The sequence below is a fragment of the Micromonospora coriariae genome (assembly GCF_900091455.1).
In the GTDB taxonomy this organism is placed as follows: domain Bacteria; phylum Actinomycetota; class Actinomycetes; order Mycobacteriales; family Micromonosporaceae; genus Micromonospora; species Micromonospora coriariae.
This window is the reverse complement of the sequence record NZ_LT607412.1, coordinates 5,519,613-5,532,368: the sequence shown is the minus strand read 5'-3', so window position 1 is coordinate 5,532,368 and position 12,756 is coordinate 5,519,613. Positions and strand designations below refer to the sequence as shown.

Below are 12,756 nucleotides of genomic sequence, written 5' to 3'. Positions count from 1 at the left end.
ACCCGTGCTGCGTCATGACCCGCTCCCCGCCTCGGCCAGGGCCCGGGTCCGCTCGGCCAGCTCGTCGAAACCGATCCCGTCGAAACCGGCGATGCTGCTGGCCAGCCGGTTGCGCAGCGGGGCGATCCACCGCGCCGGCAGCCCCGACGCCCCGGTGAGCGCCCCGGTCACCGCACCGACGGTCGCGCCTGTCGAATCGGTGTCCCAGCCGCCACTGACCACAGCGGTGATGGACCGCTCCAGGTCGCCGCGGCCGTACGCCAGTGCGGCGGCCACCAGCGCGGCGTTGTTGCGCACGTGTACCCAGTGCAGGTGACCGTGGCGGTCGTACAGCTCGTCGACCACGCGTTCCCAGTCGTCGGTGCCCGCGCCGAGGGCGCGCGCCTCGCGGACCGTGGCCGCGAACCGACTGCGCGGCGGCAGCACCGCCTCGGCCGCGTCCAGCACCTCGTCGACGGTGTCGGCGACCGGCGCGGCGGCGGCCAGGGCGGCGGCCCAGAGCGCGCCGTGCACGCCACCCCGGACGTGGCTGACTGTGGCGTCCCGCAGGGCCAGCTCCGCGGCCCGGTCCGGCCGGCCGGGGTTGACCCAGCCGTACACGTCGGTGCGGATCTGCGCGCCGATCCACTCCCGGAACGGGTTGTGCCGGCGGGCGCTCTGCGGTGGCGCGAGCCCGAGCAGCAGGTTCCGGTATGCCACCCGTTCGGCGGTGAAGACCCGCCCACCGGGCAGCCAGTCCAGCCAGGCCTGCGCCACGTCGGCGCTTGTGAAGTCCCGCCCCTGGGTCTCGAGCACCCGCAGGGCCAGCAGCGGGTAGTTCAGGTCGTCGTCCTCGGGCATGCCGTCGATGTTCTCGGCGAGGCTGGTCGGCGCGCTGCGCCGGTTCCAGGGCCAGCGGGCGGCGACGTCGGCCGGCAGTCCCTTCGCGGTGAACCAGTCCCGCAGCGGCCATCGGCCGGTGGCGGTGAGGATCTCCCGGATCCCCTCGCGGGGGATCTTCTCCACCGGCTTGCCGAGCAGGCATCCTGCCGCCCGCCCGAGCCACGCGCCGTGCAACCGGTCGTACGTCACGTCGGTCGACAGCGACCAGGCGTCCGGCCACTGGGCCCGGAGCGCGGCCAGGTCGTCCGGCTCGTCGTCGGTGGCGACGGCGGGCAGCGCGTCGGCGGCGTCCAGCAGCTCCGCCGCGAGCGCCCGCAGCGCGGGCGAGGCCGGGGTGGGCGACGCTCCGCTGACCGGCGGGGTCAGGTCCCCGCCGGCCTCGGTCCACCGCCGGGCGAGGGCCGCCACGTCGCGGCCCTCGTCCCGGCCGGCCGCCAACTCGTGGGGCAGCAGGTCCTCCGGCTGGACCCAGGTGAACCTCACCGGGTCTGCTCCCCGTCCGGTGCGTCCGGCACGGCCCGCCCGGCGCCACCGGCCAGGCCGGCCAGGCCGGCGAAGCGCTCCGCGCGCCGGGTGAACCGGGCCTGGTCCCGCTCGAAGACCTCGCCGGCCACCGCCGCGAGGATCCGGCCCGGCTCCACCAGGTCGGTCCTGGAGGCGGTGGCGACCACCTCGGACCACTCCGTCGGCACCGCGGCGGCGCCGCCGAGCGCCCCGGCGATGGCAGCGGCCATGGTCGCGGTCGAGTCGGCGTCCCGGCCGTAGTTGACCGCGCCGAGCACCGCAGGGCGGAACTCGCCGCCGGCTACCACGAGCATGCCGATGGCCACCGGTAGCTCCTCGATGGCGTGCAGCCGGCTGGGCCGCCGCGCACCGAGGCCCGGACTCCGGTACTCCTCCCCCACCGTGTCGTAGGGGGCGACCGCCGCGCGCAGCGCCGGAATCGCCTGCTTCCAGTCGTGGTGGCTCCGGGCCTCCTTGACCACCGCGTCGATGGCCGCCCGGGTGCCGTCGCGGGCCAGGTCCAGCGCCGCGGTGACGACATCCTCGACGCCGGCGCCGGGGGTCGCCGCCGCGGCGACCGCCGCCGCGAAGACGGCGGCGGCCTCCCGCCCGTAGCTGTGCTGGTGCGCCCCGGCGATCTCCACCGCCTCGGCGTACGCCCCGGCCGGATCGCCCGCGTTGACGATGCCGACCGGGGCCATGTACATGGCCGCTCCACAGTTGACGATGTTGCCGACCCCGGCCTCGCGCGGGTCCGCGTGGGCGTGGTGCAGGCGGGTGACCAGCCACCGCTCGGCGGCCGCGAGCCGGTGGAAGGTCACCCCCTCCCGCTCCAGGTCGGGGATGTAGACCACCCGCTCGATCAGGTCGGGGACCAGCAGCTCCACCACGTCGTACGCGTCGAGGTGGTCGCGTTTGGCCGCGTAGGCGCGGACCAGGGCGTGGGTCATCAACGTGTCGTCGGTGATGTGCCCGTCGCCCTTGTGGTACGGCGCGAGCGGTCGCGCGGTGGCCCAGTCGGCGTGGTACGGGGGCACGATGCCCTCGACCCAACCGCCGAACCGTGCGCGGATCTGCTCCGGTAGTGCCGTCTCGGTGGCGCCGCCGAGGGCGTCTCCGACCGCGGCGCCGACCAGGCAGCCGACCGATGTGTCGAGCAAGAGTGACATGTCTACCTCAGAACCTGCTTGCCACCGTCGACCAACTGCGTACCGAGCTGATCGAGGGTGATCTTGTTGGCGAAGTACTGCTGGAGAGCCGGGGTGGCGTACTTGGTCTTCCACTCCGGGTAGCCGTCGGCCTGCTGGAACGGGGCGACGGTCAGGTCCGCGGCGCTGTCCGCGGCGACGTCCCAGCCCTGCTTGCCGGTGGTGACCTTGACCAGCTCCTCGTTGGCCTGCTTGCCGGTCGGAACCAGCCAGTCACCCTTGGCCAGGGCGGCCATGTTGGTCGGGTTCAGGAAGTACTCGAGGAACTGCGCGGCCTGCTTCTTGTGCTTGGAGTCCTCGGAGACCGAGAGCGTCTGCGGGTTCGCGGCCTGCTTGCTGGAGAGCCCCTTGACCGGCGGCAGGGTGACCCACTCGAAGCCGGCCGGCGCCTGCTCGACCATCTGCTGACGCAGCGACACCGAGCCGGGCAGCATGGCGTACTTGCCGCCGAAGAAGCCGGGGAGGGTGTCCGCGCCGCTCATGCCGAGCGCCTCCGGGGACGCCGACTTCGCGGTGTAGATCATGTCGTGGATCCGCTTCGGGATCTCCTTCTCCGCGTCACCGACCCTGACCTCGGTGCGCCCACCGTCGGTGTAGAAGAACTTCCCGTCGTAGTTGAGCGCCAGGTTGAGCACCCGGTTGGTCGGCGACTTCAACGCCCAGGCCACGCCGTACTGGCCGGGCTTGGTGAGCTTCTGCGCGTTGCTCTGGAACTCGTCCCAGGTCCAGCCGCCGTCGGCCGGCGGCACCGCGACGCCGGCGGCGTCGAGCAGCTTCTTGTTGGCGATGACGACCTGCGACTCCAGCAGGAACGGCACACCTGCGACCTTGCCGTCGAAGGTCGCGGTGTCCCAGACGCCCTTGTCGATCTGACCCTTGAGGTCGTCGGAGACGAGCCCGGAGAGATCGGCCAGGTAACCCTGCTTGCTGAACTCACCGATCGAGGACGCCTCGTAGTGCACGATGTCCGGTGCGTCGCCGCCCTCGAAGGAGGTCAGCAACTGGTCGTGCACCGAGTTCCAGTCACCCTGGACGTACTCGACCTGGATGTCGGGGTGCTCGGCGTTCCACTTGGCGACGAGGTCCTTGTTGACCTGCAGCGACTCCTTCTGCCAGGCGAGGCTCAGGAAGCGCAGTTTGACCGGGCCGGACGTGGCCTCGTCGCCGCCGCCGTCACCGCACGCGGCGAGCGCGCCGAGGCCGACGACCGCGACCGCGGTGGCCGCGGCCAGTCGACGGAATCGGGTACGGAGCATGGGGGTACCTCCTTGGTGGTGGTTGGGGGACGGTTCAGCCCTTGACCGCGCCGGCGAGCGACCCGGACGAGAGCCGGCGTTGCATGAACGCGAAGAAGATCAGGCTGGGCAGGGTGGCCAGCAGCGAGCCGGCCGCGAGCGGCCCGAGTCGGGCGGTGCCCTCGATGCCGACGAACCGGGCCAGCGCCACCGGCAAGGTGGCCAGATCGGGCGTCTTGATCAGCACCAGGGCGAAGAAGAACTCGTTCCAGGCCGAGATGAAGGAGAAGAGCGCGGTCGCGACCAGGCCCGGGGCGAGCAACGGGAACACCACCCGGCGCAGGACCTGCACGCGGCTCGCCCCGTCCACCGAGGCGGCCTCCTCCAGCTCGCGAGGAATGTTGCGGACGAAGCCCTGCAGCATCCACAGCGCGAACGGCAGCGCCCAGACCACGTAGATCAGCACCAGCCCGGCGTGCGTGTTGGCCAGGCCGACCTGCCGCAGCACCAGGAAGATCGGGATGATCAGCAGCACGAACGGGAAGAGCTGCGACAGCAGCACCCAGCCCAACGCCGCGGTGCCGAGCTTGGAGCGGAACCGGGCCAGCGCGTACGAGGCCGGCATGGCGACCAGGACGGTCAGCACCGCCGAGGACAGCGAGACCTGGAGGCTGTTCAGTGCCGCCCGGCCCAGCTCCTGCTCGGTGAAGGCCTGGACGAAGTTCTGCACGGTCGGGTCGCTCGGGATCAGCGTGGGGTGCAGCCGCACCAGCTCCCTCGGCGGCTTGAAGGCCGTGGAGAGCAGCCAGATCAGCGGGAATCCGAGGAAGATCAGGTAGCCGAGGAGCGCCAGGTACTGCAGCGCCCGCCCGGTACGGCTCGGCTTTCCGAACATGTCAGTTCGCCTCCCTCAGCCGGCGCCGGAGATAGACGGCGAGCAGCGCGATGATGAGCACGACCATCACGTTGCCGAGCGCGGCGGCGTAGCCGTAGTTGCCGTAGCGGAACGCCTCCTCGTAGGCGAAGAGCATCGGCAGCATGGTCTTGCCGCCCGGCCCGCCCGCGGTCAGCACGTACACCAGCCCGAACGAGTTGAAGTTCCAGATGAAGTCCAGCGACGTGATCGCCACGATCACCGGGGCCAGGGCGGGCAGCGTGACGTGCCGGAACCGGTGCCACGTGCTGGCCCCGTCCACCGCGGCGGCCTCGTGCAGCTCGCGGCCCACCCCCTGGAGGCCGGCGAGCAGGACGACGGTGGTCTGCGGCATACCGGCCCAGACCCCGACGAGGATCACGGCGGGCAGTGCCGTGCTGAAGTCGCCGAGCCAGTTGGTCCGCAGCCCGTCGGCGCCGACCCGGTGGAAGAACTCGTTGAGCAGGCCGGCGTCCGGGTGGTAGACGAGCTTCCAGAGGATGCCGACCACGACCGGCGGCATCGCCCACGGCACCACGGCCAGCACCCGGGCCACACCCCGGAAACGCAACTGCTGGTTGAGCAGCAGGGCCAGCCCGAGGGCGAGCAGGAACTGGAGCACCGTCACCCCGACCGCCCAGAGCAGACCGATCTTGAACGAGTTCCAGAACAGCTCGTCGCCGAGGAGTTCGCGGTAGTTGGCCAGGCCGGTGAAGGACACCTCGACGTTGCGCCCGGCCCGGGCGTCGGTGAAGCCGAGATAGATGCCGCGCAGCAGCGGAAACACCGACAGCACCAGGATCGGCAGCAGCGACGGCAGGAGCAGAAGGTAGATGGTGGTCCGGTCGGAACGGAACCGGTTCGGCCGGCGGGCCGGTCCGGCCCGTTCGACGTCCGGCCGCTCGGCCAGCGTGGTCATGCGGTCACCCCTTCGCTGGTCGGGTGGGTGGTCGCCGGGGCGGCCGGCCGGGGTGCCGGCAGCGGCGGGCCACTGGACGCGCGGATGGCGAGGCTGGGAGGTACCTGCTCGCGCCGCGGCGGCACTGTCGGGTCGGCGATGCGTTGCAGGAGCAGCTCGGCCGCCCGGCGACCACGCGCGGCGGACCCGAGCGAGACGCTGGAGAGCTGGGGAAACATCATCCGGGCGAGCTCGGTGTCGTCCATGCCGACGACGGCGACGTCCTGCGGCACCCGACGCCCGGCGGCGAGCAGGGCGTGCAGCGCCCCGACCGCGATGAGGTCGTTGGCGCAGACCAGGGCGTCCGGGTCGGTGCGGGCGAGCAGCCGCTCGGTGGCGGCCCGGCCGGCGGCGTACTGGAAGTCGCCGACCTCGATCAGGTCCTCGTCGAGCCGGATGTCGTGTCGCGCCAGGGCGGCCCGGAAGCCGGCGTCGCGGGCGGTACCCGGGACGGTGTCGAGCGGGCCGTTGACGAAGCCGATACGGCGCCGGCCGCTGGCGACGAGGTGGTCCACGGCCAGCGCCACACCGTGCCGCGAGTCGGTACGCACGTTGTCGACCGGAGCGTCCGCGCCGAGCTGGCCGACCACCACCACCGGAACCGGGCTGTCCACCAGCGCGGTCAGGTGGTCGTCGGTGACCCGGATCGGCGAGACGATCATCCCGTCCACGTAGCGGTTGGCCAGCCGGCGCAGCAGGGCGGTCTCGTTGTCGATCCGTCCGCCGGTGGCGTGCACCAGCAGTTGCCGCCCGGAGGAGGCGACCACGGACTCGATGGCGCGCATCATCTCGACGTAGACCGGGTTGCCGATGTCCTCGACGGCGAGCGCGACAAGGCCGGTGCGCTGGGACTGCAACGAACGGGCGATCGCGTTCGGCACATAGCCCACCTCGGCCGCCGCGGCGCGTACCTTGCGGATCGTCTCCGGGCTGCCGCCGATGCCGTTGAGCACTCGCGAGGCGGACGCGATGGAGACACCGGCGCGGGCGGCGACCGTGTGCACAGTGGGCCGGCCGTCAGCCGGTTCCTGTAAACGTTTACGACCCACGTTCGGCACCTCCACCCGGATAGCTGTAAACGTTTCCGGGAGTCTGCGCCGCCGGTGGCGGAGAGGTCAAGGGCTCGTTACGAAAACGTTTCCAACAGTGGACGGCCCGACGGCGAGAGTGACCTGGCGACCCGGCCAGCGGGACCTGAGTCGCCGGTCATGGCTGGCGACGACGATGGCGCCCGGACCGGTGCCGAGGGCCTCCTCCAGCTCGTCACAGAGTCGCGGGGAGAGATGATTGGTCGGCTCGTCCAGCAGGAGCAACTCCGGCGGGTCGGCGACGAGCACCGCGAGGGCGAGCCGACGACGCTGGCCGACCGACAGCTCCGCCACCGCTCGGTCGAGGTCCGCGGGCGCGAGCAGTCCGAGCGATGACAGCGGCACCGCCTCGGCGCGCTCCGCACCGACGGCACGACCGAAGACGTCCCGGGCGGTGCGCAGCGGATCGTCGAAGGTGGTGTCCTGAGCCAGCAGGCCGACGCGCAGGTCCGGCCGCCGCCAGACGGCGCCGGTGCCGCCGACGCGCCCGGCCAGGACGGCGAGCAGAGTCGACTTGCCCGCACCGTTCGGGCCGCTCACCAACAGCCGGTCGCTCGCCGTGACCTCGAGATGCGCCACCCGCAGCCGGCCGGGTACCCGCACCTGGCGCAGGGTGGCGATGACGTCGTCGCCGGCGCCGGTGGCGAGAACAGGTGCGTGGAAGCGCAACGGCTCCGGCGGCGCAGCGACCTGCTCGCGCTCCAGCGTCTCCAGCCGGCGGGTGGCGTCGCGGACGCGGCGGGAGATCTGGTTCTGCACCCGGCCGGCGGTGTGCCCGTACCCCATCTTCTCGCTGTCGCGGGGGCCGCGACCGGGTGCGACCTGATGCCCGGTCACAGCGGCGGCCTGCCGCAGGTCGGCGAGCCGCACCTGCTCGTCGTCGTAGCGCCGGCGCCAACGCTCGGCCTCGGCCCGTTTCTGCGCCAGATATGCGCTGTAGCCACCGCCGTAGCGGACCGGACCCTCGACCGCCGGGTCCAGATCGATGACGTCGGTGCACACCGCGTCCAGGAACGCCCGGTCGTGGCTCGCCACCACGACCACTCCGGGCATCGCGCGGAGTTGGTCCTCGCAGAACGCCGCCGCCGCGTCGTCGAGATGGTTGGTGGGCTCGTCGAGCAGCAATGCGTCCGGCCGGCGGATCAGCATCGCGGCCAGCGCGAGGCGACCACGCTGCCCACCGGACAGTTCGCTCAGCGTCCGATCGTGTGCCATCTCGCCGAGTCCGAGGCCGGCGAGCACCGTCACGCCACGCCGGTCGGCGTCCCAGGCGTCACGGTCCTGTGCCCGTTCCAGGGCCTCGCCGTACGCGGCCAGCAGCTGGGCGTGCCGCTCGGCGCCCTCCGGCGCGTCGCTCAGCGCGGCGCCGAGCCGGTCCAGCTCGGCGAGGTCCGCTCGGGCCTCGCGCAGCGCGTCGTCGAGGATCGCGGCGAGCGTCGCGGATGGGTCGTAGGGCATCTCCTGGTGCAGGAAGCCGAGGTTCGGTGGGCGGGCGACGGTGCCGGAGTCGGGTTGGTCGACGCCGGCCAGGACCCGCAACAGGGTCGTCTTGCCGGTGCCGTTCTCGCCGATCAGGCCGATCCGGTGGCCGGGCGCGGCGGTCAGGGAGACACCATCGAGCACCCGGCGTTCACCCCGGACGCGCAGGAGGTCATGGGCGATGAGGGCGGGTCGAGTAGACATGGAGGACCTCGGAGAAGAAGATCCGGGCGCACACAGGCGGCCCGGCGGGAGCAGGGCATGACGACAGAGGCCGCGGCGACGGCGGCGCGATCACGCGCCCGTCGGCGGCCGGTCCGGGCTCTCACCCGGAGATGTCGTCGTCACCTGCCACGCTTGCTCCGATCTCCCACAACTCGGCGGAAGAATAGCTCGATCAGGCGGTGCGGGCACCCACCCGAAGGGAGTCGATGGTGACGTCCAGGGTGGCCTCAAGGTGGTCGATCTTTCCGGTGGCGAGCAGCAGCAGGACGCCGCCCTGGATGCCGGCCAGCAGCGCCGCGGCGGCACGGTCGGCGTCGACCTCGGGGGCGATGTCCCCGGTCGACTGCATGTGCCGGATGCCCTCGACGATCGCCTCCTGCCAGCGCCGCATGAGCCCGGTCACCACCGCCTGCGCGCCCGGCCCACGCCGGCCCACCTGGCCGAGCAGACCGTTGAGCGGGCACTGCACGCCCTGTGCGAGGTAGCGCTCGATCAGCCGGTTACGCCACGCCAGCCACGCCGGCCAGGACGTCAGGTTGCTGAGCATCGGCTCCTGGTCGATGAGCACCTGGTCGGCCTCGTGCTGGGCCACGGCGAGCAGCAGCTCGTCCTTGCCATCAGGGAAGTAGTGGAAGAGCTGGCCCTTGCTGGTGCCGGTGCGGGCCATCACGTCCTCGAGGCGCGTCTCGTCGACGCCGCGCTCGCGGATCTCGGCGGCGGCGCCGGCGACGATCCGCGCCCGGGTCGCCTCGCCCTTGCGGGTCAACGCGCGCCTCATGGCACCTCCGTCCTCGTCTGGACCAGCAGTCCAACCCTAGCTCGCCTTTTGGACTTGCGGGTCCATTTCTGCCGAGCAACAGTCTGGGCCACGCGGTCCGCTCCGGGCCGGCGAGCGATCGGGAGGACGCAACGATGAACCAGTACTACCTGCTCGGGCGGTCCGGTCTGCGGGTGAGCCGACTGGCGCTGGGCACGATGAACTTCGGCGTGGACGGGTTCCACGCCGCGTACGGCAGGACCGAGCAGGAGGCGGAACCTCTTTTCCGCCGCTACCTCGAGGCGGGCGGGAACCTCATCGACACGGCGGACTTCTACACCGCCGGTGAGAGCGAACGCATCCTCGGCCGCCTGATCGACCGGGCCGGTGTCCGGGACCGGCTCATGCTCACCAGCAAGGCCACCAACACCATCGACCCGACCGACCCGAACGCCAGCGGCAACGGTCGCAAGCACATCGTGCGGGCCGTGGAGGCCTCGCTGCGCCGGCTCGGCACCGACTACATCGACCTGCACCTGCTGCACACCTGGGACCGGATCACGCCGGTCGAGGAGGTCGTGCACACCCTCGACGACCTGGTACGCGCCGGCAAGATCCGGTACGCCGGACTCTCCGACGTACCGGCCTGGTACGCGGCACGGGCACAGAGCTACGCCGAGGCGCACGGGCTCGCCCCGATGATCACCGTGCAGCTTCCGTACTCCCTGGTGGCGCGCGACATCGAGGCGGAGTACGTCTCGATGGCCCAGAGCCTCGGCATGGGTCTCACCGCGTGGAGCCCGATCGGCGGCGGCCTCCTCAGCGGCAAGTACCGACGGACCGGCGAGGGCATGAGCGGGACCGGCCGGTTGACCAACCCCGACGCCCCGGGTCGAGAGATCGATCCCAGGAACTGGCAGGTGATCGACGCGCTGGAGGGCGTGGCGGCGGAGCTGGGGCGCAGCATGGCCCAGGTCGCGATCAACTGGGTGGCGACCCAGCCGGCGGTCGCCTCGGTGGTCATCGGGGCTAGCAGCCCGGAGCAGCTGGACAGCAACCTCGGTGCGCTCGACTTCGAGATCCCGGCGGACGCGCGTCGCCGGCTCGAGGAGGCCAGCGCACCGCAGGTCGGGATGCCCTACGGGATGTTCACCCCGCAGTACCAGTCCTGGGTCGTGAGCCCCGGCCTCGGCATCGGCGACAAGCCAGCGGGCTACGCCCCGCCGGTGTTCAACGGCGCCGCCCAGCCGGCCAACTGAACGAGCACGACGATGGGGAGGGCCTTCGAGTACGGTCTCCAGGCCCTCCTCGACGCCCGGCGGCTACTCGCTCGCGCCGGCCGTCCGGGCGAGTCCGGACGTGGGCTGGGACTCTCCCTCGTACAGCTCGACGTACCGCCGGCGCAGGTCGGATCCGTCGGTGCCGAGCGCGGCGAGGTCCAGCACGTCGTGGCGGACGCCCAACGACTCCGGCAACTCGCAGACCCGCAGAGGGATCGCGTTCGCCTCGGCGATCCTGGCCGGCACCGTCACCGCCGCCCGACGGTCCACCACCCCGTCGAGTGGACTGATCGCGACCGCCGCGGTCAGCAGACCGGTCCGTCGTGGTCGGCGCGGGAGACCGCGCGCGATCGCCAGGTACTGGGCGACCGCGGACAGGGAGTAGCCGCGCGCGGTGACGCGGTCGGGCAGGATGCGGCGCCCGTACAGCAGGATGAGCGGCTTGACGGCGAACGCCGGCGCCTGACGAGGGTCGGGGCCGAAGAACGGCGACAGCAGCAGCACGCGCCGCACGACGTCACCGCGGACCTGGGCCAGCCAGGCGGCCAGGACCCCGCCGCCGGAGATCCCCACGACACCGACCTCGTCCCCGAGACCCGCCGCGACGGTGAGCGACTCGGCGGCGTACGTGGTCAGCTCACCGGCCTCGACCTGGTGATGGGCCCGCCGGTCGACGGTGCCGTGGTGGGGAGCGCGCGGCACCCACACGTTGTAGCCACGGGCGAAGAACTCCTCAGCCAGCTCGTCGTACTGGTCCGGCGCGTGGGTGTATCCGTGCAGCAGCAGCACCGACCTACCGGTACGAGAGCCGTGGCTCAGCAACCGGCTGCGTGACTCCGGCCTGAGCAGCGGATCCGCGGCCTCCGCCGAGACGATGTTCTCGGCGACGCGGGTGGCGGCGGCGAAGTCGAGCGGGTCCGCAGGTGCGCCACGCGGTTCACTGCGGCCCAACGGCCAGAGAAGGCGCCCGATGACCGCCGCCACGATGAGCGTCAGCCCGTCGCCGATGAGGGCGACCCAGTAGTCGAAGAAGGTGTGGTGCCCACCGAACAGGTCCATCGACGTCAGGCCTGGTGGCAGGGGTTGGCAACGATCTTGGGCACCGCCAGATCCTCCCACCGACAGTTCGGTCGATGCGGCGGTGGGTACGGGGTACGCCCTGGTCGCGCCAGGGCGTACCCCGATCAGTCAGCCCAGACGGTCGGCGGCGGCGACCGCCTGTTCGGGCGGCGTGTCGGTCGCCGGTGCGAAGACGACCCGCGAGCGCAGCTGTCGGAATCCGGTCCGTTCCAACTCCGCCAGCACCGCCACCCGGTGGGCGTCCACGTCGGCGATCACCTCCCGGGCGCCACCGGCTGCCAACACCCGGACCGCCTCGACCAGCAGCTCACTCCGGACGGCCTCGTCGAGCAGACCGAGGTAGGCGATGAGCGGGTAACAGGCGTCGCCCGCTGGTCCGACCAGCCCGACCGGCACGCCGTCGTCCAGTGCGATCCGCCAGTCCCCCGCAGGACCCCGCAGCCAGGCCAGCGGGTCGGTGGCCAGGTCGACGCCGCTGACCGCCAGGGCTATCTCCACGCCGGTCAGCACGTCCGGCTCGGCGATCCGGGCGACCAGGGCGTTGATCTCGGTCGGGTCGGCGGCCGGGCGGAAGGCGTACCGCCCGGAAGTGGCCGGCAACGGCGTGCCCGTCCACGAGCATCTCAGCCGCTCGCCCTGCTCGACCAGGCCGACGAGTCGAGCCGCCGCCATCGGCGCCTCCATCACGGCCAGCACCTCGGGCCGCCGCCGCCAGTGCGCCGGCATGGCGGCGAAGTACAGGCCGGGACCGCCCAGCGCCTCGTGGGCGGCGCGCAGGAGTGCGGCGCCCACCTCCGGCTCGGCGGCCAGGTCGAACCACTCCAACCAGGGCGCACCGACGGCGCCCGGCGGAAGGAGCCAGGCCGCCCGGGCGACCACGCGGCCGCTCCGTAGGGCGATCCAGGTGGTCTCGGGTCGGTAGCCGCCGCCGGTGATCCCGTCGGCGTAGCCGACCTTGCGCAGTTGGGGAAGCGGATCGGGCATGGAGTCGAACAGGTGTTCCTCGCCCGCGACGAGCGGACGGATGACCAGGTTGGTCATAGGTTGATCCTCCGGGGAGCGAGCGCCCCGGGTCAGATCCGCGTAAACGCCGGGGCGCGGAGGGGGCGCAGAACATCGGACATTGTTCTGACCTCCTCCCGGCTCG

The 12,756-nt window shown here is 72.1% G+C and carries 11 protein-coding genes; 1 reads left to right on the top strand and 10 read right to left on the bottom strand.

The window, feature by feature from the left end:
- Positions 1-12: 12 nt before the first annotated feature.
- The 8 genes from GA0070607_RS25625 to GA0070607_RS25590 all read right to left on the bottom strand — a co-directional run bounded on the left by GA0070607_RS25625 (position 13) and on the right by GA0070607_RS25590 (position 9,270).
- A complete protein-coding gene (locus tag GA0070607_RS25625) occupies positions 13-1,365 on the bottom strand; it encodes an ADP-ribosylglycohydrolase family protein (protein ID WP_089020463.1) in 1,353 nt (450 codons plus the stop codon).
- Positions 1,362-2,555 carry an ADP-ribosylglycohydrolase family protein gene (locus GA0070607_RS25620; RefSeq protein WP_089020462.1) on the bottom strand — a complete coding sequence of 398 codons (1,194 nt, stop codon included), beginning with the start codon at positions 2,553-2,555 and terminating at the stop codon, positions 1,362-1,364. The genes GA0070607_RS25625 and GA0070607_RS25620 overlap by 4 nt, the downstream gene beginning before the upstream one ends.
- A gap of 2 nt (positions 2,556-2,557) precedes the next feature.
- Positions 2,558-3,850, bottom strand: a complete 1,293-nt coding sequence (locus GA0070607_RS25615; protein ID WP_089020461.1) for an ABC transporter substrate-binding protein — start codon at positions 3,848-3,850, stop codon at positions 2,558-2,560.
- Positions 3,851-3,884: 34 nt separating this feature from the next.
- Entirely contained in the window at positions 3,885-4,724 is an 840-nt protein-coding gene (locus tag GA0070607_RS25610) for a carbohydrate ABC transporter permease (protein WP_089020460.1), read from the bottom strand.
- A 1-nt stretch (position 4,725) separates the two neighbouring features.
- Positions 4,726-5,661, bottom strand: coding sequence for a carbohydrate ABC transporter permease (locus GA0070607_RS25605; RefSeq protein ID WP_089020459.1), 936 nt, complete (start codon positions 5,659-5,661; stop codon positions 4,726-4,728).
- The gene (locus GA0070607_RS25600) at positions 5,658-6,749 is read right to left on the bottom strand and encodes a LacI family DNA-binding transcriptional regulator (RefSeq protein ID WP_231930353.1); all 1,092 of its coding nucleotides are present in this window, start codon (positions 6,747-6,749) and stop codon (positions 5,658-5,660) included. The genes GA0070607_RS25605 and GA0070607_RS25600 overlap by 4 nt, the downstream gene beginning before the upstream one ends.
- A gap of 66 nt (positions 6,750-6,815) precedes the next feature.
- Positions 6,816-8,471, bottom strand: coding sequence for an ABC-F family ATP-binding cassette domain-containing protein (locus tag GA0070607_RS25595; RefSeq protein WP_089020457.1), 1,656 nt, complete (start codon positions 8,469-8,471; stop codon positions 6,816-6,818).
- 193 nt (positions 8,472-8,664) lie between these two features.
- Positions 8,665-9,270 (bottom strand): TetR/AcrR family transcriptional regulator, encoded by a 606-nt coding sequence (locus tag GA0070607_RS25590; RefSeq protein ID WP_089020456.1) that lies wholly within the window; start codon positions 9,268-9,270, stop codon positions 8,665-8,667.
- 134 nt (positions 9,271-9,404) lie between these two features.
- On the opposite strand from GA0070607_RS25590, the gene GA0070607_RS25585 reads away from it, so the two are divergent.
- The gene (locus GA0070607_RS25585; RefSeq protein WP_089020455.1) at positions 9,405-10,508 is read left to right on the top strand and encodes an aldo/keto reductase; all 1,104 of its coding nucleotides are present in this window, start codon (positions 9,405-9,407) and stop codon (positions 10,506-10,508) included.
- A 63-nt stretch (positions 10,509-10,571) separates the two neighbouring features.
- Here GA0070607_RS25585 and GA0070607_RS25580 read toward each other — a convergent pair whose 3' ends face one another.
- Both GA0070607_RS25580 and GA0070607_RS25575 read right to left on the bottom strand, forming a co-directional pair.
- Complete coding sequence (locus GA0070607_RS25580) at positions 10,572-11,588, bottom strand: alpha/beta hydrolase (protein ID WP_089020454.1); 1,017 nt, start codon at positions 11,586-11,588, stop codon at positions 10,572-10,574.
- 129 nt (positions 11,589-11,717) lie between these two features.
- On the bottom strand, positions 11,718-12,650 hold the full coding sequence (locus GA0070607_RS25575) for an acetyltransferase (protein WP_089020453.1): 933 nt from the start codon (positions 12,648-12,650) through the stop codon (positions 11,718-11,720).
- Positions 12,651-12,756 lie beyond the last annotated feature (106 nt).

Coding starts and splice junctions, on each gene's coding strand:
- GA0070607_RS25620 (WP_089020462.1), bottom strand. CDS start 2,555: ATGTCACTCTTGCTCGACACATCGGTCGGCTGCCTGGTCGGCGCCGCG.
- GA0070607_RS25615 (WP_089020461.1), bottom strand. CDS start 3,850: ATGCTCCGTACCCGATTCCGTCGACTGGCCGCGGCCACCGCGGTCGCG.
- GA0070607_RS25610 (WP_089020460.1), bottom strand. CDS start 4,724: ATGTTCGGAAAGCCGAGCCGTACCGGGCGGGCGCTGCAGTACCTGGCG.
- GA0070607_RS25605 (WP_089020459.1), bottom strand. CDS start 5,661: ATGACCACGCTGGCCGAGCGGCCGGACGTCGAACGGGCCGGACCGGCC.
- GA0070607_RS25595 (WP_089020457.1), bottom strand. CDS start 8,471: ATGTCTACTCGACCCGCCCTCATCGCCCATGACCTCCTGCGCGTCCGG.
- GA0070607_RS25590 (WP_089020456.1), bottom strand. CDS start 9,270: ATGAGGCGCGCGTTGACCCGCAAGGGCGAGGCGACCCGGGCGCGGATC.
- GA0070607_RS25585 (WP_089020455.1), top strand. CDS start 9,405: ATGAACCAGTACTACCTGCTCGGGCGGTCCGGTCTGCGGGTGAGCCGA.
- GA0070607_RS25580 (WP_089020454.1), bottom strand. CDS start 11,588: ATGGACCTGTTCGGTGGGCACCACACCTTCTTCGACTACTGGGTCGCC.
- GA0070607_RS25575 (WP_089020453.1), bottom strand. CDS start 12,650: ATGACCAACCTGGTCATCCGTCCGCTCGTCGCGGGCGAGGAACACCTG.